Genomic DNA, 21,068 nt, shown 5'->3' with positions numbered 1-21,068 from the left:
GCAGCGGTTATTTCGGGCGCAGCGCGAAGTCCACCTGAATGAACACGTCCGAATTCGTGGTGCCGATCATCATTCCCGCCCCGCCGCCGCGCATCACTGGCGGAGGTGGCGGCGCGACGGGCACCGCCTGTTCGGGGCGCGGCGCGGCGACGTCGATCGCGGTGGCGTCCGCGGCGCGGAAATAGGTGCTGCCCTGGCTGCCGCCCGCATCGCGGATGTAGAGCACCCGGCTGACCTCCATGTCCGCCGCCCTGGCGTAAGCGTTCGCGCGGGTGCGGGCTGCCTTGTAGGCATCGGCATAGGCGAGGTTGGCGGTCGCTTCCGGATCGGTCATCGACAGGTTGGGGCCGGAGACGATGTTGGCCCCCGCCTCGGTCACGGCGGTGACCGCGGCGCTGGTCCGGGCCGGGTCCCGCAGCGTGACGTTGACCACGTTGGCGGCCTGGAATTGCCCGCGCCGGTCGCCGTAATCGATCCGCTGGACCGACACCGCGCGGGTCTGCAGGTCCCGTTCCGGAACGCCGAGCGTCCGCAGCGCGCCGACGATCTCCTCGATCTTGGCGTTGTTGGCGGCGCTAGCATCCTTCGCGGTACGGGCCCAGGTCTCCACCCCCGCCTGGAACTCGGCCTTGTCAGGCTTCGATTCGGCGTGGCCGGACGCGCTCACCGACAGCAGCGTCTCGCTCCGGTCGACCCCGCGCGGATCGTCCGCCCCGCCGCCGCAGCCAGCCAGCACGAGGCTCGGGGCGATAAACAGCAGACGTGGTGGCATGAGACGCGACTCCAGGGTTCGATGTAACAGTGTCACATCGAACCCTGGCTTTGGCAATCGGTTAAGCGCGCTTGCGGAACAGCAGGGTCATGCGGTCGCTTTCGCCCAGGTTCTCAAGCTCCGGCCGCTTGGTGCTCCATGACGGCTTCATTTCCCACACCCCGCCGGCGTGGTTGGCGGGATCGCGCGAGTTGGCGTTATAGTCGGCGGTGCCAACCAGCTCGAACCCGTTGATCTCCATGAACTTGATCACGTCGGCTTCGCGCAGGTAGCCCTTGCTGCCGTCGGTGTAGGAAAACGGCGCATCGGCCTTCGCGCGGTGTTGTTCGATGCCGATCATGCCGCCGGGTTTCAGCAGCTCGCGCATCGCCTTGATCTCGCGGTCGGCGATGTTCCAGCGCATCAGGTTGTGCATCATGCGCATGACCAGGATGCGGTCGAACGTGCCCTTCTCCGCTTCCGCGGGGGCTTCCAGCGTCATGGCGGCGAAGCGATCGGCCGGGATGCCCGACCAGCCGGCGATGTCGGCGGGGTACTTGGCCGCACCTTCGCGGATGCCGGCTTGCGTCTTTTCGTTGAACGCGCCCGAGGTGGGATCGAAATAGAGGCCGACCAGCTTGCCCTTGGGGCCCAGGTACAGTCCCAGCAGGCGCGAATACCACTCGCCGCCGGGCGCATATTCACCGACCTTCATGTCCGGCGCGACCTGGAAGAACGCGAGCGTTTCGGCGGGCTTGCGCCACTGGTCGCGCGCGCGGTCCGCGTCCCGGCGCGGATCGGCGACCGCAGCCGCCAGCGCCGGATCGACTGCAACCGCGGCGGCGGCGGTGGACGTCGGCGGGGTCTGCGCACTGGCCGGAACGGCAGCGGCGAGCATCGGCAACAACAACAGCGCAAGTGAGCGCATGACAGGTCTCTCCCTAAAAAATTCGCCCGCAGCTTATCCGAGCGGGTGGCGGTGACAAGCTCTGCTGCGCTTCCTATCTCCCCGGCCAAAGGAGATTGGCATGAGCGAACAGGCTATCATCGCAGGCGGGTGCTTCTGGTGCACCGAGGCGGTCTTCCGCGACGTGGTCGGCGTCAGCGCGGTCGAAAGCGGTTATATCGGCGGCACCGTCGCGAACCCGACCTACAAGCAGGTCTGCGGCGGCGACACCGGCCATGCCGAAGCCATCCGCGTGACGTTCGACCCGCACGCGATCAGCCTGGCGGAACTCTACGACGTGTTCCTGGGCACGCACGATCCGACCCAGCTCAACCGGCAGGGCAACGACGTGGGCACGCAGTACCGCAGCGCGATCTTTCCGCTCGATGACACCCAGCGCGCCGAGGCCGAAGCGGCCATCGACCGCTGGAACGCCGAGCATGGCGGCAACGCGGTGACCACGATCGAGGACGCGTCGCAGTGGTATCCGGCCGAAGACTACCACCAGGAGTACTGGGAAGGCGAAGGCCAGCGGAACCCGTATTGCCAGGCGACCATCCCGCCCAAGCTGCTCAAGCTGCGCAAGAGCTTCCAGAACAAGGTCAAGGCCTGACCAGCCCACCGGCACCGCCGGGATGATGGCCGCAGCCCCCATCCCGGCGGCGCTGCCTACGCGCCTTCCACCCGGGCCGGGATACCCTGCCCGCGCGTCTTCCACAGCGACCAGGCGACACCCCCGGCCAGGATCGCGAAGGTGATGCCGAGCGACACCGACGGCGGGATCTTCGCCAACCCCAGCGCATCGGCGACGAAGATCTTCGAACCGATGAACACCAGCAGCAGGCTGAGCGCGTACTTGAGGTAGTGGAACCGGTCGACCATCGCCGCGAGCGCGAAGTACAGCGCGCGCAGTCCCAGGATCGCGAAGATGTTCGACGTGTAGACGATGAACGGATCGGTGGTGATGGCGAAGATCGCCGGCACCGAATCGACCGCGAACACCACGTCGACGAATTCGATCATGATCAGCGCCAGGAACAGCGGGGTCATGAACCAGGCAACCCGGCCGGTGGCCGGATCGGGCTGCCGCACCCAGAACCGCTGGCCGTGCAGTGTATCGGTCACGCGAAAGCGGCGCCGTACCCAGCGCAGGATCGGGGAGGCGCCGACATCGTACTGCTCGTCAGCCGAACGCCACATCTTGATCCCGGTCAGGATCAGGAACCCGGCGAACAGGTACAGCACCCAGTCCCATTCCTGCACCGCCGCGGCGCCGAAACCGATCATGATCGCGCGCAGCACGATCACGCCCAGCACGCCCCAGAACAGCACCCGGTGCTGGTACAGGCGGGGAATCCCGAAATAGGCGAAGATCATCGCGATGACGAAGACGTTGTCCATCGCCAGGCTTTTCTCGATCACGAAGCCGGTGATGTAATTCATGCCCGCAGTAGCGCCCATGTACCACCACACCCACGCGCCGAAGCACAGCCCCAGCGTGATGTAGAAGCCCGACATCACCAGGCTTTCGCGCACCCCGATCTCGCGCTCCTTCCGGTGCAGAACGCCGAGATCGAGCACCAGCAGCGCGATCACGATGCCGATGAAGCCAAGCCAGATCCATACCGGCGTGCCCAGCCACAAAGCGGTCAAAGGCTCCATGGTTCAGCTCCCCACTGGTGCGGGGGTGAGCAGCGCGCGGGACAACCGCCGACCCAGCTGCGCGCGGCGGCGGCGCAGCAGCGCCAACCGGCGCGGATCGTGCGCGGACTTGATCCGCTCCAGCCGCAGGGCATCGTCGATGCGTTGCTGCATCAGCATCGAAAGAAAAGTGAAAGGTCGCATGTGTGCCATCCTCCTTGTGCGTTGCACGTGATCGGATGACAGCGACGAAGCCGCATTGGACCCTGCACCGGTGTCACCCGATGCGGTCCGACATCGCGCCGCGCGAAAGCGCTGCGCCAGAGGGGCCCGGCCCGCTGTGATCAGGAATAGGTGCGGTCCATTGGCGTTTCAAGAACGCGAAGGACGAATTCGCGCCGCTACCCTCTCCAGCGGGCGACGAAGAAGCCGTCGAGCCCGCGTTCGATCATCGCGGGATCGGTGCGCAGCCACCCCGCGGCAGTCGGGACCAAGCCCGCCGGAAGCTCGTCAGGCGCGATCGGGGCGGGCGCAAGACTGACGCGGGCCGCCTGGTCCTCCCCCTCTTCCCGCTCCAGCGAGCAGGTTGCGTAAACCAGCGTCCCGCCGGGCGCGAGCCATCCGGCGGCGCGGCCCAGCAGCGCCGCCTGCAGCTCCGCCATTTCCGCGATCTGCCGCGGGCCGATCCGGTGCAGCACATCGGGATGGCGGCGGCAGGTGCCGGTCGCGGTGCACGGGGCATCGAGCAGGATCGCGTCGTATGGGCGGGCAGGCTCCCACTTCAACGCATCGGCGGCGACCACTTCAGCGGCCAGGCCCACTCGGTCGAGATTGTCGACCAGCCGGTCGAGGCGTTTCACGCTCTTGTCGAGACTGGTGACCTGCCACCCGGCGGCGGCGAGCTGCAGCGTCTTGCCTCCGGGCGCGGCGCACAGATCGAGCACGCGGCGCCCGTCGCCCTCGCCCAGCAGACGCGCGGGGATCGACGCGGCGAGATCCTGCACCCACCAGGCGCCCTCCTCGAACCCCGCCAGCCGCTCCACCGCGCTGCCCCGGGGAAGCCGCACATGGCCGGGAGCCAGCGAGATACCGCCCAGTTCCTCCGCCCAGCGCGTCGTCTGCGTCCAGTCCTTAAGCGACAGGTCAAGCGGCGGCGGTTCGGCCAGCGCGGCGGCGATGGCGGCCGAGCGTTCCCCCCAGCGCTCGATCACGGCGGGCGGCAAGGTCGGCACCGGCGGCAGCGCCGCCGCGCGCTTCACCAGCGTCGAGAACACCCCGTGCGCCAGCCGCCGCGGGCCGCCGTCAAGCAGTTCCAGCCCGGTGGAGATCACCGCGTGCGGCGGGGTGTCGAGCCGCAACCACTGTGCCAGCATCATCCGCAGCACGGTCCGCGGCTTGGCGTCTTCAGGCAGCACGTCCCTGGTCGCGCTGTCGATCAGCGCGTCGAGATCGAGCAGCCAGCGCAAAGTCTCGCTGGCGATCGCGCGGGCCAGGCCGCGGTCGCTCGGCGTCAGACCCTTGGCATACTGGCCTTCCGCCAGATCGAGCGTTTCGCCCCGGCGCAGCACGGCGTCGAGCATCCGCAGCGCCGCGGTGCGCGCGGCCAGTCCCTGAATTTTCGCGCCTGCTGTTTTCGCCATGCCGCGCGCCCTATCGGCGATTGCAACCGAGCGCCAGCGCACCCATCTCGGGCGCCATGGAACGAGCGACCAAGCGCCCCGAGAAATTCGACAAGCCGGCCCACTGGACCAATGCGCCGGCACCCGAACCCGCACCCGCCACGGAGGAAGAGGTACTCAGCCCCACCCGCTATGGCGACTGGGTCAAGGACGGCGTGGCAATCGATTTCTAGCGGACGCGCCTAAAGCGGCCGGAAGGTGACCTTCAAACCGTCCTTGGGCTTGGGGATCGGCCACGGCTGCCACTCCGGATCGTACCCCTCGGCAATCTCGATCCGGTAGCGCTGCAGCAGCTGCGCCATCAGGATCTTCACCTGCATGTACGCAAAATGCAGTCCCAGGCACATGTGCGCGCCGCCGCCGAACGGGATCCATGCATACTTGTGCCGCGCCTTTACCTTGTCGGGGGTGAACCGCATCGGGTCGAAGGTTTCCGGGCTGTCCCAGTATTCTTCCATGTGATGGGTCAGGTGCGCGTTGAACCCGCACTGCGCGCCGGCCGGGATGCGGATGCCGTTGAATTCGAAGCTTCTCAGCGCCCGGCGCGGGATCGACGGAACCGGGGCGATCAGACGCAGCGATTCCTTGAACGCCATCTCCATCAGCTCGAACTTGCCAAGGTCGTCGTAGGTCGCGCCGCGCGGATTGCCGCTGGCGTCGGGACCGCCGGTGACCGCGAACACCTCCTGCCGCACCTTCTCCTGCCACTCGGGGTTCTGCGCGAGGTGGAACACCAGGCTCGTCGCGCTCGAGGTGATGGTGTCGTGCGCCGCCATCATCAGGAAATTCATGTGATCGACCACCTCGTCGACCGGCAGCAGGCTGCCATCGTCACGGGTCGCGGTGGCGAACTGGCTGAACATGTCCTGCCCCACGCCCTCGCCCGCGCGGCGCTTCAACGTTTCGCGGGTGAAATACTCGACCAGGAATTCGCGGCCCTTCACCCCCTTGCGCATCTGGGTGAACGGCAGGGGCTTGCGCACCGGGGTGATCGAGGCGGCGACCATGTCGACGAACGCCTGGTTGATCTTGTCCGCCTCCGGCCCCCACGGCACGCCGATGAAGCTGTCGGCGGCCAGCTCCAGCGTGAGCTGCTTGATCGCGGGGTAGAACAGCATCGGGCCGGTCCACTTGGCGACCTCGGCGGCGATCCCGCGGTCGAGCGCGCCGGCGTAATGGCGCATCGGTTCGGGCTTGAAGGCGATCGACAGCGCGCGCCGGTCCATCCGGTGGTGATCGAAATCGAGCAGCATCAGCCCACGCGGGAAAAGCTTGTGCAGGGCCGGGCTCCACCCCTGTTCGCTGGAGAAGATCTTGTCGCGGTCGAACAGCAGTAGCTCGTTCGCCTCCGCCCCGATCAGCGAGACGTGCCAATGACCCAGGTTCCGGTTCTTGTAGACCGGGCCATACGTGCGGAACATGCGCCAGGCGAACCCGTGCGGGTCCTTCAGCATGTTGAACAGGTTGCCGATCACCGGCGGCCCCGCCTCGCCCGGAATGTGCGCTACATCGGCATCGGACAGCCGGCCTTCCGACCAGTGGGAGGGCGAAGTTTCCTCGCTGACGTGCGGCGATGCGACAGGCTTGGCAAGCGTGGCCATGGCAGGCTCCTGATAATTGACAGGAGTGTAAGTGAGCTACACCCAGCCTGCAAGTTCGCGCCTTACCAGCGCCTCCAGCATCGCCATGCCTGGTTCGCGGTCGTTCAGGCAGACCAGGGTGGTGAACTCCTCGCCGCCGGCTTCCAAGAACGTCTCACGCCCCCTGATCGCCAGCTCCTCGAGCGTTTCCAGGCAATCGGCCGAAAAACCCGGCGCGGCGATCGCCAGCCGCTTCGTGCCGCGGCGAGCCTCATCCACCAGCACGACGTCGGTTGCCGGTTCCAGCCACCTGGCCCGGCCGAAGCGGGACTGGAACGTGGTCACGATCCGCAAGTCCGGCCGGCCCAGCTTCGCTTCGAGCAGCCGCGCGGTCTTGCGGCAATGGCAGTGGTATGGATCGCCCAGTTCAAGCGTGCGCTGCGGCATTCCGTGGAAGCTCAGCAGCAGGACCTCGGGCGAAATGCCAGGTTGCATCAATTGTGCGCCGAGATCGGCCGCCAGAGCGTCGATATAATGCGGATCGTCGTAGTATGCGGGCAGCGTGCGCAGCGCCGGTTGCCAACGCATTGTCCGCAGCTTGTCCGCAGCCTTGTCCACCACCGTCGCCGTGGTCGCGGCGCTGTATTGCGGATAGAGCGGGGCGAGCAGGATGCGGTTGCAGCCGGCATCCATCAGCGCCTGCAAGGCCACCCCGATCTCCGGCTTTCCGTAGCGCATGGCATGGCTGACTTTGACGGTTTCCCCTAGCCTTTTCTGGAGCTTAGCGGCCTGCGCGGCGGTGATCGCCGCCAAGGGGGAGCCGTTCTCGGTCCATACCTGAGCATAGGCATGCGCGCTCTTTTTGGGGCGCGTCGTCAGCACCGCGCCGCGCAGGATCGGCTGCCAGATCAGCGGCGGAATTTCCACCACCCGCCGGTCAGAAAGAAATTCCGCGAGGTAACGCCGCACCGATCGGGCATCGGGCGCATCCGGGGTGCCGAGATTGACCAGCAGCACCCCGACTTTGCCGGTTTCAACCCGGGGATGTCCGGCTGGCTGGTTCATATTCCCTCCGATAGCAGTGGCAGGCGGCGCAAACGCAGTCCGGTCGCAGAGTGCAGCGCGTTGGCGATGGCCGGAGCGGCGATCACCGCGCCGATTTCGCCGGGGTCGGCCGGTTCGCCGTCGCCGGCGATGATCTCGACTGAAATGTCAGGACAATCCGCGAGCCGCGGCAACGCCAGGGCGCCAAGGCTGCTCTCGGTCGGCAGCCCGTCCGCGAACGAAATCGCCGACCCGGTGGCAAGACTGGTGCCGAACACCAGCCCGCCTTCGATCTGCTGGCGCGCAATATCCTGATTGACCACCCGCCCCAGGTCCACCGCAGCGGACAGCTTGCTCACCCGCACACCGCCCTCGCCAGCCCGGGCGGTGGCGACGCAGGCGATGCGTGCGACCGCCTCGCCAGTCGCGGGATTGCCGATCCGCCAGCACGCCAGCCCATTTCCGCTCTGCCGCGCACCGCCATCCCATTGGGCCAGGCGAGCCGCCCTCTGGAGGCATTCGGCCAGCCGGGGATCCCCGCCCAGCAGCGCCATGCGAAACGACAGCGGCTCGCGCCCCACGCGGGCGGCGAGTTCGTCGATGAAGCTTTCAACGATGAACGCAAGATACCCCGCCGCATTGCCGCGCATGCGCCCGGTCGGCAGGCCGATATCGACCGGCACGTGATCGATCGCGACCGCCGGAATCGCGTAAGGGCTCAGCGCGCCTTCGAACGCCAGCGGATCAGGATCCTCCGCCGCATCGAGCGCGGCGAAGGCGGTCTTGTTGCCAAACAGGCGCTCGCCGAATTCTCGCGTCGTGGCGGGCATCGCCACCCGCATGCGCAGCGCACCGGGCGTGCCGTCCTCCCGCGCCGTCCAAGCGCTGGCGAGGCAAGCAAGCGGCGACCGCGGGCGCCCCGCCACCATCTCCTGCCAGCGCGACCATACGAGTTGAACCGGTGCGCCGACTTCAGCGGCGATGACCGCCGCCTCGATCGCGTGATCATGCTCCAGCCGCCGGTCGAAGCTGCCCCCGGCACTCATTGGATACAGCACCACATCGGCGGCGGAGAGCCCGACCGCCTTCGCGGCCGCAGCCTTAGCAGCGGCGGGGGCCTGGCTTGCAAGCCAGAGCTCCAGCCGCCCGTCGGCGACCCGCGCGGTCGCGCTGGCGGTTTCGAGCGTGGCGTGAGTGGCCGGCGCGATTTCATAGCGGTACGTGACAGTCGGCTCGCCGAGATCGCGGTCGCCCTCGCCGCGCGTCGCGATCCGGCTGGCTTCGCCCTTGGTAAGCGCTTCGTCGAGCCGCTGGTCAATGATCCCGCTGTCGGCACGGTTCTCTGTCCGCCAACGCGGACGCAGCGCCGTCAGCGCCTGTTCGGCAGCCCACCAAGTATCCGCCACCGCGGCGATCCAGCGGCGCGATTTGACCACCTGGCGCAAGCCCAGGGTACGGGCGCCAGCCTTGCTGCCATAGCCGCTGAGCACGGCGTCACCCACCGGCCCGTGACGTATCGCGGCATAGAGCATGCCAGGCAGGCGCACGTCGCCCGCGAACTGGAAACCGCCGTCCACCTTGGCGGGCAGATCGAGCCGCGGGTAGGCAAGGTCCTGCGACGCCCCGACCGCGATCGGCCGTTCGCTGTAGGGAGCAGGTTTCAGCGGCGGCGGATCGGGGGCGTCGAACCGCGCCGCCTCCTCCGCCAGCGCGGCGAACGAGAGCTGCCTACCGCCGTGGAGAACCAGCCCCCCTTGCGCCTCGCACTCCTCGTAATTCACGCCCCAGCGCTCGGCCGCGGCCATGCACAGCATCGCGCGCGCCGCGGCGGCCGCTTCGCGCGCCGGGCGCTCGTAAGCGCCGAGCGAGGTGCCGTCCGCCGTAGCCATGAAACCGTTCTCCCCCGCCCAGCGACGGGTGACGAGATCGCCAGGCTCATCCGCAACTCCGGGTGCTAGCGGCAGCCATAGCGGCGCCCACTTCGCGGCCAGCGGCAGGTTGGAATAGGCGCCCGAGACCGGCGCCGGCTCGACCGCCACCTGCCGCCAGTCGGCGCCCATTTCGGCAGCGACGATCTGCGGGATCAGGGTGGTGATCCCCTGCCCCATCTCCAGCTGCGGGACCGCCACCGTCAGCACCCCGTCGCGGGCCAGCTTGAGCCAAGCGCCGAACGCCCATTCGCCCCGCCCGGGGGTCAGCGGCACGCCATAGTCGCGCGGCCACAGTCCCCATGCCACGAGCAACCCGCCGCCGACCGCGGCTCCCGCGAGCAGGCCCCGGCGGCTGATCTGCATCGTCAGGCGGAACCCGGCCCGGCCCGCTGGTCGAGCCACTGACCTAGCCTGGCGGCGATCGCGTGAAACGCGTCCGCACCCTCTCCGTCGCCCGCGGCGGGAGGCGTTCCGGCATCGCTCGCCTCGCGCACCGCCAGGCTCAGCGGAATGCGTCCCAGGAATGGCAGGCCCGCCTCCGCCGCCGCATCCTCGACCCCGCCGCTTCCGAACGGATCGCTCGATTCGCCGCAATGCGGGCAAACATACCCGGACATGTTCTCGACCAGCCCGATGATCGGGACGGCGCCCTTGCCGAACAGTTCGGCTGCGCGCTGGGCGTCGATCAGCGCTAGGTCTTGCGGCGTGGAGACAATGACCGCACCTGCAGGCTTGTGCTTCTGCAGCATGGTGATCTGCACGTCGCCGGTGCCGGGCGGCAGGTCGAGCAGCAGGACTTCCGTGTCGCCCCAGTGCGCGTCGACCAGCTGGCCGAACGCGCCGCTCGCCATCGGACCGCGCCAGGCGAGCGCCTTGCCCGGCTCCACCAGATGGCCCATCGACAGCATCTTGACCCCGAAGCGGCTGTCGATCGGGATCAGCTTGTCGTTTTCGGCCTGCGGTCGCTGCCCTTCGGTGTCGAGCAGCGTCGGCTGGCTGGGACCATAGACGTCTGCATCGACCAGCCCCACCTTGCGGCCGCTGCGCGCCAACGCCACCGCCAGATTGGCGGTCAGCGTCGACTTGCCGACCCCGCCCTTGCCCGACCCCACGGCCACGATCACCGGACCGCTGCGCACCGGTTTGTCCGCCATGATCGCCACTCGCACTTCGGCCACGTCGGGTGCCGCGCCGAGCACATCCTTCACCGCCGTCTCCAGCGCATCGCGTTCGGCAGCGCCCAACCCCGATCCGTCGAGGATCGCGGTCACCCTGCCGTCCGTCCACTTAAGCGACTGCACGCGGGCCGCGACGGGTTGCGGCAGGCGCGCGGTCAATGTTGTCTCGTCCATCAGGGCCGGCGCACTAGCACCAATTTCGCCGTCACCACCCCTGTTTTTCCGGCCGATGCCACCTATAAGTGTAAGCATGGACATCAATGATGGGATGGGGCGCCTGGTCGGCCTCGCCATGGCTGGAAAAAGCCCGTGGGGTGGAAAGCAGCCGGGGGACAAGCCTGGGCCGGACAAAGGCGGCCCCGGCGAGACGGCGGGATCGGGCGATGGTCCGCCGAAGGCGAAGGGTCCGCGCAACCCGTGGTTGCCTTCAGCCGATGAGCCGCGTCGCTCGGCGAGTATCGAGGACATCTTCAAGAACCGCGGTCCCGAAGGTCCGCGCCGCACCGGCGGCGGCGGGCCGGGCTTCCGCCTTCCCGAGCGTCCTGGCGGAAAGAGCTGGTTCCCGCTTGCGGTCGGGGCGATCGCGCTGGTGTGGCTGGGCATCTCTGTGGTCCATCAGGTGGGCCCCAAGGAACAGGGGATCGTCACCACGTTCGGAAAATATTCCAGCACCATGCAGCCGGGCCTCAACTTCTCGTGGCCGTGGCCGATCCAGCAGGTCGACATCGAGGAGGTCAGCGAGTTCCGCATCGAGCAGATCCCCGAAGGATCGGCGCAGAAGCTGATGCTGACCGGCGACCAGAACCTGGTGGATCTCAGTTACATCGTCCGCTGGACGATCAAGGATCTGAAGCAGTTCCGCTTTCAGCTCGATGCGCCCGAGGAAACCGTCCGCGAAGTGGCCGAGGCTGCCATGCGCGCGTCGGTCGCGCAGAAGACCCTCAACGATGTGCTGTCCGGTTCGGGGCGTGCCGACATCGAGCAGAGCGTGCTGACGCGGATGCAAGGCATCCTCGATGCGTACAAGTCGGGCATCGCGGTGCAGGGCGTGCAGATCCGCAAGACCGACCCGCCCAAGGAAGTGGAAGAAGCGTTCAAGGACGTGTCCGCCGCGCAGCAGGATGCCGACGCCGAGATCAACCGCGCCGAGGCCTATGCCCAGCAGATCCTCGCTCGCGCGCAAGGTGATGCGGCGTCGTTCGACAAGATTTATGCTGAATACAAACTGGCCCCCGAGGTGACCAAGCGGCGGTTGTATTATGAAACCATGGAGCGAGTCTTGCGCCAGAACGACAAGACGGTGGTCGAGACAAACGGCGTCCAAACTTACCTGCCCCTGCCCGAACTCAAACGCCGCTCGCAGAGCGCCAATCCCCCGGAGGCCCAGTAATGGAAGCGTTCTGGCAAACCCACCGGACGTCGCTGATCGCGGTCGCGGTTGCCGTGGTCGCGTTGATGTCCACGTTGATCGTCGTGCCCGAAACCCAGCAGGCGGTGATCATCCGAACCGGTGAGCCGGTGGCGACGGTGAATCAGTTCAAGCCCGATCAGCCGTTCGGCCGCACTAACGCAGGTATCTGGTGGCGCATTCCGTTCGTGGACCGGGTGGAGCGCATCGACAAGCGAGTCCTCAGCGTCGACATGGAGCCGCAGACCGTGCTCTCGACCGACCAGTTGCGGCTGAATGTGGATGCCTATGCCCGGTATCGGATCATCGATCCGATCAAGATGGTGCAGACCGCCGGCAACCTGGCGACAGTCGAATCGCAGCTCGGCCAGGTGCTGTCGTCGGTCGTGCGGCAGGAACTTGGGCGGCGCAGCTTCACTGCGCTGCTCGCCGCTGAGCGCGGAACCACCATGGCGAACATCCGCACCAAGCTGGACGTACAGGCGCGCAAATACGGCGCCCAGGTCATCGACGTGCGCATCAAGCGCGCCGATCTGCCCGACGGCACGCCGCTCGAGTCCGCGTTCCGCCGGATGCAGAGCGCACGGCAGCAGGAAGCTGCCACGCTGCGCGCGCAAGGGTCGAAGAACGGCCAGATCATCCGCGCCGAGGCCGAAGCCCAGGCTGCCAAGATCTACGCCCAAGCGTATGGCAAGGACCCGGAGTTCTACGATTTCTACCGCGCCATGCAGAGCTATGACACCACCTTCGCGGCCGATTCCAAGTCGTCGAGCACGATCATCCTGTCGCCCGACAACGAGTATCTGAAGCAGTTCCGCGGAAACAACTGACGAGCCGGCGGATGTTCAATCGCGGTTCAGCCCCGCGGGCGTGATTTCACGCCGATACCGAAACTGGGGGAACACGGCGGAGGCGCCTGCGCTTCCGTCACGCAAGAGGAAGCAAAGGACGTTATGCGCGTGCGATATTCTTACGGACTGACCTCGGCGCTGCTGATCGGAGGCGCCGCGATCTCGCTGGTCACCGGCAACCCCGCCGGGGCTCAGGTGGCTCAAAACGACGACAGTCAAATGGCGCGCGTGGTCCCCCGTGCCGGAGCGCCCGAAAGCTTCGCCGACCTGACCGCGCAGTTGCAGCCGGCGGTGGTCAACATCTCCACCCGCCAGCGCATCCAGGTGCAGGCGCAGCAGAACCCGTTTGCCGGCACCCCGTTCGAAGGGCTGTTCGGCGGACGCGGCGGCAACGGCGGCGCGCAGCAGCCGACCACGCGCGAGGCGCAATCGCTTGGTTCCGGTTTCATCATCTCGGCCGATGGTTATGTCGTCACCAACAACCACGTGATCGCGCCGCAGGGCCGGGGCGAGGTGGCAGAGATCACGGTCACCACCCCCGACGGAACCGAATACCCCGCCGAGCTGATCGGCAACGACGCCGCGTCGGATCTGGCAGTGCTCAAGATCGGCCGTCCGGAGCCCTTCCCGTTCGTGAAGTTCGGCGATTCGCGGCAGGCGCGGGTCGGTGACTGGGTGATCGCCATCGGCAATCCCTTCGCGCTCGGCGGCACCGTCACCAGCGGGATCGTGTCGGCGGTGTACCGCACCACCGGCTCGGGCACCGCTTACGACCGTTACATCCAGACCGATGCGAGCATCAACCGCGGCAACTCGGGTGGGCCGCTGTTCGACATGCAAGGCAACGTCATCGGCATCAACAACGCGATCTTCTCGCCGTCTGGCGGCAGCGTGGGCATCGGCTTTGCCATCCCTGCCGAGATCGCGGCGCCGATCGTGCAGAAGCTGCGGTCCGGCGTCGAGATCGAACGCGGATACCTCGGTGTCTCGCTGCAGTCGGTCGCGGGTGACCTGGCCGATTCACTCAACCTGCCGCAGAATCGCGGCGAATTCGTCCAGTCGGTCGAGCCTGGCCAGGCGGCGGACAATGCGGGCATTCGCCCGGGCGACGTCGTCACTAAGGTGGGCGGCAAGGACGTGACGAGCGATCAGACGTTGTCGTTCCTGGTGGCGAACACTGCGCCCGGCACCCGGCTCCCGATCGAAATCCTGCGGGATGGGCAACGGCGCACGGTGAACGTGACAGTCGGCAAGCGCCCGACCGAGGAGGAGCTTGCCCAGTCGCAGCTGTTCAATAGCGAAGGTCAGGCGGAAGACGACCCGAGCGGCTCAGCCGGCCGAGGGGATGCGTCCCTGGCGCAAAGCCTTGGCCTGCAGCTGTCGCCGATGACGCCGCGCTACGCGCAGCAGCTCGGCGTTTCGGCAGAGACGGACGGGCTGGTCATCCTGGACGTCGCGGCCGGCTCCGATGCCGGCAACAAGGGTCTGCGTCCCGGCGACATCGTGGTGAGCGCGAACTATCGCGAGGTCGATACGGTGGCCGCGCTGGGTTCGATCGTGTCCGCCGCGCAAGCCGCGGGACGCGAGACGGTGTTGCTGCGCATTCAGCGTCGCGGCCGGCCGCTGACCTACGTGCCGATCCGCATCCGCTGAATTTGCTCGCAATGAATGAAGGCCCCGTTCGGCACGTGCCGCGGCGGGGCCTTTCATTAGAACGGCGGGCGTTGGCTGGCGGTGGGCTGGGGTGCCGGAACTCTGATCCGGGGCGGCGGTGGCGCGCCACTGCCCCCCGTCGCGCTGTTCAGGAAATCGTCGCTTGCCGCCTGCGTGCCTTCGTCGCTGGGCTGCGGGCGACGTGCCGGCGGCAACGCCGGTCCCGGCCCACCTTGCTCACCATTGGCCGGGAAAGGATCCTGACCTTGTCCGGGCGCGCCCGATGCCGGCCTTTGCGGCTCAATCAGATTGCCACCCTCGTCGATGTAATAGTAGTCGTCGGGGTCCCCGTACATCTGCTCGTCGTCCGGCTCGAGCTGCCACTCCGGCAACTTCAGTTCAGTGTTGAACTGCTCGATCGGCCGATCGCGCACCGCGTACTTCATGTACGCCGCGAACGCGCGCGCGGGGGCCGTGCCGCCCTGCAAACCGCCAACCGCCTTGGCATCGTCGCGGCCCATCCACACGCCGGTGGTGATCCCGCTCGAAAAGCCCAGGAACCAACCATCCTTGTTGGAGCTGGTGGTGCCGGTCTTGCCTGCGACGGGACGTCCAATCTGCGCGGAGCGCCCAGTGCCGGTGCTGACCGCCGTCTGCAGCAGGTCAGTCATGCCGGCCGCGACGTAGTCCGGCACCAGCCTGGTCGAGTTCTTCGCCTCGTGCCGGTAAAGCACTTCGCCGCCCGTGGTGGTAACCTTCACGATGCCGAACGGTTCGACGCTGTTGCCGCCTGCCGACACCGCCGCAAATGCGCGGGTCATGTCGATCACCCGTGTCTCGCTCGATCCCAGAACCATGGCGGGAAAAGTCGAAATGGGTGTCGAGATGCCAAACCGGCGCGCCATCGACGCCACGGTGCCGAAGCCGACTTCGTTCCCGAGCTGTGCGGCAACGGTGTTCTTGGAATAGGCGAACGCGGTACGAACGTTGATCTCACCCGCGTAGCTGCCGCCGGAATTCCTCGGACTCCACCCGTCGATCGTCACCGGCACATCCTTGACGGTGTCTTCGGGCGTGTACCCCGCCTCCAGCGCGGCAAGGTATACGAACAGCTTCCACGCCGAACCCGGCTGCCGCAAAGCTTCGGTCGCGCGATTGTAGTTGGTCGCCACGTAATCGGTCCCGCCGACCATCGCCAGGATTGCGCCGTCACGGTCGATGCTGACCAGCGCTCCTTGCGCGCCGCTTGGCACGTTGGACTTGATCGCGGTCGCCGCCGCTTGCTGCATGCCCGTATCGAGCGTCGTCCAGACCTCGATCGGCTCGAACGTTTCCGGCAGCAGGATGTCGAGCTGGGGCAGCGCCCAGTCGGTAAAGTACCGAACCGAGTTCTGGCTTTCGTCCTTCTTCAGTTTCACCGCGCTGGGATCGACCGCGGCCTCGCTCGCGGAGATGCGGCCCTGTTCCCGCATCAGGCCGAGCACCACGTTCGCCCGCCCCACCGCGGCGTCGACGTCGGCGGTGGGCGAAAACCGGCTTGGCGCCTTGACCAGCCCGGCGATGATCGCTGCTTCCGCCGTCGACAGCTCGGTCGCGTCATGGCTGAAGAACTTGCGGCTGGCCGAGTCCACCCCGTAAGCGCCACCGCCGAAATAGACCTTGTTGAGGTACAGCTCGAGAATCTGCTGCTTGGAGAACTTGGTCTCCAGCGCCATCGCCAGGATCGCCTCGCGCAGCTTGCGGTCGAACGAACGATTGGAATTGAGAAACAGGTTGCGCGCGAGCTGCTGCGTGATCGTCGACGTCGCCTGAAGGCGCTTTTCGCCGCTGAGCCAGACATAAACCGCGCGTGCCAGGCCGATCGCATCGACCCCAGGATGCGAGAAATACCGCCGATCCTCGACCGAGATCATCGCATCTTTCATCACCTGCGGTATCTGGCTGCTATCGAGCCACTTGCCATAACTCGGCCCCAGCTCGACGATCTCGGTTCCGTCGCGTGCGCGTACGACGATGGTCTGCCCGGGCTGCGTCGCCTTGAGAGCGGAATAAGTCGGCAGCGAGCGCGCGGCGAACAGCACTGCCAGGCCAAGGAACAGCGCGCCGAGCAGCGCGGCCGCGCCGCCCCAGATGACGCCGCGGCGCAGCCACAGGCGCCAGCCGGACCGCTCAGTGGCCCTCTTGCCGGGCCGATTGCTCGATTGCCGCCTGCGCTGCGTCTCCGCAGCGGCGCGCCGGCTTCCTCGCTGAGCCATCTATCGTCCCGACACCCTCATCACGCGAGGGTGCATAGGCGAGATGGAACCCGGCGTGAACGGTTATTGCGCGCCGCCTCCGGCGTCACTGTCCTGCGGGGTGAAATCGAGGGAGGCTGAATTGATGCAATAGCGCAGCCCGCCGTGGTCGCGCGGTCCGTCGGGGAACACGTGGCCCAGGTGCCCGTCGCACTTGGCACAGGTCACTTCGGTTCGGACCATCCCGTGGCTGAGGTCGCGGTGCTCCTCGATCCCCGAACCCTCGGCCGGGGTGTGGAAGGCGGGCCAGCCGCAGCCGCTGTCATACTTGCCATCGCTGTCGAACAGCTTTTCGCCGCACCCGGCGCAGCGATATTCGCCGGCGCCATAGTTCTTGTCGTACTTGCCGGTGAAGGCACGCTCGGTGCCTTTCTCGCGCAGGATGTGAAACTGCTCGGGGCTCAGCTTTTCACGCCATTCGGCAGCGGACAGGTTCTTGAAATCGATCGTCATCGGGAGGTCTCCTTCACGATCATATGGGGTGCACGCGCGAGCCGCTCAACCGTCGACCTGCGCATAGTGGACCGGCGGCTGGATCACCTCCATGCGCTCGGTCAGCAGCGGGCGGAAACTCGGCCGGCTCTTGAACACCGAGTACCAGCCCCGCGACTGCTCGTGCCCGGTCCAGTCGATCCCGCCAAGATAATCCGCGACCGAGATCTGCGCCGCCGCGGCGAGATCTGCCAGGCTCATCGTCGAACCGGCCAGCCACGCCCGCGTATCCACCAGCCAGTCGATATATTCGAGATGCTCGTGCGCCAGCTTCATCGCTTCGCGGAGCACCTTGGAATCGGGCGGCTGACGCAGGACGATGCGCTTCTTCATCCGTTCGTGCAGCAGCGGCGCGGTGACATCGCCATAAAAGTTTTCATCGAACAGCGCGACGAGCCGGCGGATTTCGGCCCGGTTCGTCGCGGTGCCGTTGATCATCGCTGACCGGTCGACGGTTTCCTCGAAGTATTCGCAGATCGCCCGGCTGTCGGCCAGCACGACCCCCTTCGCCTGATCCTCCAGCACCGGGGTGCGACCGGCGGCATTGAGCCGCCAGAATCCATCGGAGGGATCCCACGGGTTTTCCCGCCAAAGTTCGTAACCGACCTGCTTCTCCGACATGAGCAGGCGCACCTTGCGGCTGAACGGGCAGAGCGGAAACTGATAGAGGCGCCACATGGCCGCCGGTCATGCACCACCCCGGCAGCGGAATCTACCGTGGCGACGGAGAATACCCGCGGGAAATCGTCAGCGGATACCGGCCTGGTCGACCGCGTCCTGCATCCGAGCCGCCATCTCGCGCAAAGCCGGGATCATCGCCGACACGCCGCCCGCCATTCCCGCGACCGCATCCATCGCGCGGGGCAGCTTGTCGTGGATCTCGGACGGCACGGTCTCGGCATCTGGAGAGACGTGCCGCAATGTCAGGTTTGGATTGATATCGCGCGGGTCATCCCCAGCAGCCTCGGCCACGGCGCGCGCCAGCGGAGCCAGCGGCACGTCTAGCAAGGCCTCGCTCGCGGCGGCCATGCCCTGGGCCACGCTTTGTTGCAGCACCGGGTCCCGCAGCATGTCGGCCACCCGGGCGGCGTCCTCTTCGGTATGGTCCTGCGCCAGAACAGGGGCGGGGACGACAAGCGCGGCCAGCAGTGCTGATGCAGCGATCATGCGCATGGGCTTCACCTTTCAAGACAAGACGACGGCGCAGTAATCTAAAGTTGGGCCACTTGCCCGCCGCTGAACACACCGCTCGGCCCGTCGCGTCAAAGCCCCGATGCGTCGAGAAGCAACAGGCAGGGGGTCATGGCGGCATCCAGTGCACCGGGCGCCGCAAGCGCTGTCGCCTGCTCCCGTGTCCGGATCGCCACCAGGTCACGGCTCCAGCCGGTCTCATCCATGATCCTGGCGGATGCTTGCACCATAAACTCGCGTCCCCGCTCGCCCAGCGCCGGCCACTGTGCGCCTTCTCCGCGCGTCTGCATCGCCGCGCCGAGCGCAAAAGCGGCCGAACACTTGAGCGCGCTTGCCTGGGGCAGGGACAGCGGCGCAGGTTCGGGCGCGGCATCTGGAACAGTCTGGGCCGCGAGCGGGGAGGCAGCGAGGAGAGCGAGCGGCAGCAGGCGAAGGGTCATGCCGCAGCCTCTAACCGGGTGATCCTGAACCGCGCCAGTCCGCATTGACGGCGCTTGCCCGCCGCGTCATCGAGCCCGCCAAAGGAGAACCGACCCATGGCCGACCACCCCGCTTGCCACCTGCTGATCGCCGGCGAGGCGCTGTCGGGCGAAGGCCGCGACACCCAGGACATCGTCGATCCGGCCACTGGAGAGATGATCGGCAGCGTGCCGCACGCGACCGCCGCAGACCTCGACCGGGCGCTGGAGGCGGCGCAGCGGGGGTTTCGCACTTGGCGCGATACGTCCGCCGATCAGCGGACCGCCATCCTGCTGAAGGCGGCCGCGTTGATCCGCGAACGCGCCGCCGCGATCGGGGAGGCGTTGACGCGCGAACAGGGCAAGCCGCTGAAGGAAGCGATCGGCGAGACCGTCTATTCGGCCATGCTGCTCGAATTCTACGCGCAGGAAATCAAGCGGGTCTATGGCCGCACGCTGGTGCGCCCCGCCGGCCAGAGGGTCGAGGTGCAGTACCATCCGGTGGGCCCGGTCGCAGGGTTTGCCGCCTGGAACTTCCCCTCGCTCAACGTGATGCGCAAGATCGGCGGCGCGTTGGCTGCCGGTTGCTCGGTCATCGTCAAGCCGTCGGAAGAAACCCCCGCTGCGGGACTGGCGCTGGTGCAGGCATGTATCGACGCAGGCGTACCGGGCGATGCGGTGCAGTGCGTGTTCGGGGTGCCCAACGATGTCAGCACGCACCTGCTGGGCTCCCCCATCATTCGCAAGGTGACCTTCACCGGCTCCACCCAGGTCGGCAAGCACCTGGCGAAGCTGGCGGCGGACGACCTGAAAGTCGCGACGATGGAGCTCGGCGGCCATGCACCAGTGCTGGTGTTCGCCGACGCGGATATCGACCGGGCGCTCGACACGATGGCCGCCAATGCGTTCCGCAACGCCGGGCAGGTGTGCGTCAGCCCCACGCGCTTCCTGATCGAGGAGCCGGTGTTCGAACAGTTCCGCGACGGCTTCGTCGAACGAACCGAGGCGCTCAAGGTAGGGAACGGGTTTGCCAAGGATACGGACATGGGGCCGATGGCATCCAGCCGCGGACTCGAGCGGATGGAACAACTGATCGGCGATGCCCGCGACCGTGGCGCGCACGTGCTGACCGGCGGTGAGCGGATCGGCAACCAGGGGTTCTTCCATCAGCCCACGGTGCTGGCCGAGGTGCCGGTGGACGCGACGATCATGAACGAGGAGCCGTTTGGCCCGATCGCGCTGCTCAATCCGGCGGCCGGAGAGGACGCGATGATCGCCGAGGCCAATCGCCTCCCCTATGGCCTGGCAGCGTATACCTGGACCAAGGACCCGGCCCGGCGGCGGCGGCTGGCGGCGGAAATTGAAACGGGCATGCTGGCGATCGATACCGGCAGCGTTTCGGCTGCCGACGCGCCGTTCGGCGGCGTCAAGTGGTCCGGCTATGGCAGCGAGGACGGACGCGAGGGCGTACTCGCCTGCATGGTGCCCAAGACAGTCCACGAAGGCTAGGGTCGCGGGGCTGACCACCACGATCGACCTTGCCCTTGCGGCGCGTTCGGGTAGCAAAGCGCAACTGACAACCGGAGGAGGAAAACGATGTACAGCCACATGATGGTCGGCTCGAACGATATCGAGCGGTCCAAGAAGTTCTACGACGCGACCTTCAAGGCAATCGGCGGACGCGAAGGCATAGTCGATCCCAAGGGCCGGCTGATGTATCTCTACAACAACAGCGCGTTCCTGGTCACCCAGCCGATCGACGGCCAGCCGGCGACCGCGGGCAACGGCTGCACGGTCGGGTTCTCGATGACTCCCGAACAGGCCAATGCCTGGCACAAGGCAGGCGTCGAAGCAGGCGGCACCGCGATCGAGGATCCGCCGGGCGAGCGCGAAGGTTCGGGCATGTACCTTGCCTACCTGCGCGATCCCGACGGCAACAAGCTGTGCGCGCTGCACCGCATCCAGCAGTAG

General features: G+C 67.1%; 21 protein-coding genes. 7 read left to right on the top strand and 14 right to left on the bottom strand.

The features are described 5' to 3' along the window. Positions 1 to 7: 7 nt before the first annotated feature. Together C0V74_RS09840 and C0V74_RS09835 are read right to left on the bottom strand one after the other, a co-directional pair. Positions 8 to 772, bottom strand: coding sequence for an SIMPL domain-containing protein (locus tag C0V74_RS09840; RefSeq protein ID WP_143251620.1), 765 nt, complete (start codon positions 770 to 772; stop codon positions 8 to 10). A 61-nt stretch (positions 773 to 833) separates the two neighbouring features. Continuing rightward, on the bottom strand, positions 834 to 1,679 hold the full coding sequence (locus tag C0V74_RS09835; protein ID WP_143251619.1) for a class I SAM-dependent methyltransferase: 846 nt from the start codon (positions 1,677 to 1,679) through the stop codon (positions 834 to 836). Positions 1,680 to 1,779: 100 nt separating this feature from the next. Here C0V74_RS09835 and msrA point away from each other — a divergent pair, with 100 nt between their 5' ends. Continuing rightward, positions 1,780 to 2,310 carry a peptide-methionine (S)-S-oxide reductase MsrA gene (gene msrA / locus C0V74_RS09830; protein ID WP_143251618.1) on the top strand — a complete coding sequence of 177 codons (531 nt, stop codon included), beginning with the start codon at positions 1,780 to 1,782 and terminating at the stop codon, positions 2,308 to 2,310. 56 nt (positions 2,311 to 2,366) lie between these two features. On the opposite strand, the gene C0V74_RS09825 is transcribed toward msrA, so the two are convergent. The 3 genes from C0V74_RS09825 to C0V74_RS09815 all read right to left on the bottom strand — a co-directional run bounded on the left by C0V74_RS09825 (position 2,367) and on the right by C0V74_RS09815 (position 4,978). After that, positions 2,367 to 3,359 carry a TerC family protein gene (locus C0V74_RS09825; RefSeq protein WP_143251617.1) on the bottom strand — a complete coding sequence of 331 codons (993 nt, stop codon included), beginning with the start codon at positions 3,357 to 3,359 and terminating at the stop codon, positions 2,367 to 2,369. 3 nt (positions 3,360 to 3,362) lie between these two features. Beyond that, positions 3,363 to 3,542: a hypothetical protein gene (locus C0V74_RS09820; protein WP_143251616.1), complete on the bottom strand. Its 180-nt coding sequence runs from the start codon at positions 3,540 to 3,542 to the stop codon at positions 3,363 to 3,365. A gap of 197 nt (positions 3,543 to 3,739) precedes the next feature. Beyond that, positions 3,740 to 4,978 (bottom strand): transcription antitermination factor NusB, encoded by a 1,239-nt coding sequence (locus C0V74_RS09815; protein ID WP_143251615.1) that lies wholly within the window; start codon positions 4,976 to 4,978, stop codon positions 3,740 to 3,742. Positions 4,979 to 5,034: 56 nt separating this feature from the next. Here C0V74_RS09815 and C0V74_RS09810 point away from each other — a divergent pair, with 56 nt between their 5' ends. Continuing rightward, positions 5,035 to 5,190, top strand: a complete 156-nt coding sequence (locus C0V74_RS09810) for a DUF1674 domain-containing protein (RefSeq protein ID WP_131621361.1) — start codon at positions 5,035 to 5,037, stop codon at positions 5,188 to 5,190. A gap of 9 nt (positions 5,191 to 5,199) precedes the next feature. Here C0V74_RS09810 and C0V74_RS09805 read toward each other — a convergent pair whose 3' ends face one another. Genes C0V74_RS09805 through C0V74_RS09790 form a run of 4 tightly spaced genes read right to left on the bottom strand, consistent with a single transcriptional unit; the run spans position 5,200 to position 10,924 of the window. Beyond that, complete coding sequence (locus tag C0V74_RS09805) at positions 5,200 to 6,618, bottom strand: cytochrome P450 (RefSeq protein ID WP_143251614.1); 1,419 nt, start codon at positions 6,616 to 6,618, stop codon at positions 5,200 to 5,202. Positions 6,619 to 6,654: 36 nt separating this feature from the next. Continuing rightward, complete coding sequence (gene hemH, locus C0V74_RS09800; RefSeq protein WP_143251613.1) at positions 6,655 to 7,662, bottom strand: ferrochelatase; 1,008 nt, start codon at positions 7,660 to 7,662, stop codon at positions 6,655 to 6,657. Then, complete coding sequence (locus tag C0V74_RS09795) at positions 7,659 to 9,935, bottom strand: molybdopterin cofactor-binding domain-containing protein (protein WP_143252260.1); 2,277 nt, start codon at positions 9,933 to 9,935, stop codon at positions 7,659 to 7,661. Before C0V74_RS09795 ends, hemH begins: the two co-directional genes overlap by 4 nt. 2 nt (positions 9,936 to 9,937) lie before the next feature. Then, positions 9,938 to 10,924, bottom strand: a complete 987-nt coding sequence (locus tag C0V74_RS09790; RefSeq protein ID WP_143251612.1) for an Mrp/NBP35 family ATP-binding protein — start codon at positions 10,922 to 10,924, stop codon at positions 9,938 to 9,940. A gap of 76 nt (positions 10,925 to 11,000) precedes the next feature. On the opposite strand from C0V74_RS09790, the gene hflK reads away from it, so the two are divergent. The 3 genes from hflK (at position 11,001) to C0V74_RS09775 (ending at position 14,662) form a co-directional block, all read left to right on the top strand. After that, complete coding sequence (gene hflK, locus C0V74_RS09785; RefSeq protein WP_246844829.1) at positions 11,001 to 12,140, top strand: FtsH protease activity modulator HflK; 1,140 nt, start codon at positions 11,001 to 11,003, stop codon at positions 12,138 to 12,140. After that, complete coding sequence (locus tag C0V74_RS09780) at positions 12,140 to 12,988, top strand: protease modulator HflC (RefSeq protein WP_131621351.1); 849 nt, start codon at positions 12,140 to 12,142, stop codon at positions 12,986 to 12,988. The genes hflK and C0V74_RS09780 overlap by 1 nt, the downstream gene beginning before the upstream one ends. Positions 12,989 to 13,111: 123 nt before the next feature. Further along, positions 13,112 to 14,662: a Do family serine endopeptidase gene (locus C0V74_RS09775; protein ID WP_143251611.1), complete on the top strand. Its 1,551-nt coding sequence runs from the start codon at positions 13,112 to 13,114 to the stop codon at positions 14,660 to 14,662. A gap of 56 nt (positions 14,663 to 14,718) precedes the next feature. On the opposite strand, the gene C0V74_RS09770 is transcribed toward C0V74_RS09775, so the two are convergent. The 5 genes from C0V74_RS09770 to C0V74_RS09750 all read right to left on the bottom strand — a co-directional run bounded on the left by C0V74_RS09770 (position 14,719) and on the right by C0V74_RS09750 (position 19,079). Next, on the bottom strand, positions 14,719 to 16,917 hold the full coding sequence (locus C0V74_RS09770; protein ID WP_143251610.1) for a PBP1A family penicillin-binding protein: 2,199 nt from the start codon (positions 16,915 to 16,917) through the stop codon (positions 14,719 to 14,721). A gap of 63 nt (positions 16,918 to 16,980) precedes the next feature. Next, positions 16,981 to 17,409, bottom strand: coding sequence for a peptide-methionine (R)-S-oxide reductase MsrB (msrB, locus tag C0V74_RS09765; RefSeq protein ID WP_143251609.1), 429 nt, complete (start codon positions 17,407 to 17,409; stop codon positions 16,981 to 16,983). Positions 17,410 to 17,454: 45 nt separating this feature from the next. Then, complete coding sequence (locus tag C0V74_RS09760) at positions 17,455 to 18,126, bottom strand: glutathione S-transferase family protein (RefSeq protein ID WP_143251608.1); 672 nt, start codon at positions 18,124 to 18,126, stop codon at positions 17,455 to 17,457. 69 nt (positions 18,127 to 18,195) lie between these two features. Then, positions 18,196 to 18,615: a hypothetical protein gene (locus C0V74_RS09755; RefSeq protein WP_143251607.1), complete on the bottom strand. Its 420-nt coding sequence runs from the start codon at positions 18,613 to 18,615 to the stop codon at positions 18,196 to 18,198. Between the two features lie 95 nt (positions 18,616 to 18,710). Then, positions 18,711 to 19,079 carry a hypothetical protein gene (locus C0V74_RS09750; RefSeq protein ID WP_143251606.1) on the bottom strand — a complete coding sequence of 123 codons (369 nt, stop codon included), beginning with the start codon at positions 19,077 to 19,079 and terminating at the stop codon, positions 18,711 to 18,713. Between the two features lie 96 nt (positions 19,080 to 19,175). Here C0V74_RS09750 and C0V74_RS09745 point away from each other — a divergent pair, with 96 nt between their 5' ends. Next, positions 19,176 to 20,606 (top strand): NAD-dependent succinate-semialdehyde dehydrogenase, encoded by a 1,431-nt coding sequence (locus C0V74_RS09745; RefSeq protein WP_143251605.1) that lies wholly within the window; start codon positions 19,176 to 19,178, stop codon positions 20,604 to 20,606. Between the two features lie 87 nt (positions 20,607 to 20,693). Further along, the gene (locus tag C0V74_RS09740; RefSeq protein ID WP_131621337.1) at positions 20,694 to 21,068 is read left to right on the top strand and encodes a VOC family protein; all 375 of its coding nucleotides are present in this window, start codon (positions 20,694 to 20,696) and stop codon (positions 21,066 to 21,068) included.

Source organism: Altererythrobacter sp. TH136 (genome assembly GCF_007065885.1).
In the GTDB taxonomy this organism is placed as follows: Bacteria; Pseudomonadota; Alphaproteobacteria; order Sphingomonadales; family Sphingomonadaceae; genus Tsuneonella.
Note: the sequence above shows the minus strand (reverse complement) of the source record. Positions and strands in the feature narration are given on the sequence as shown.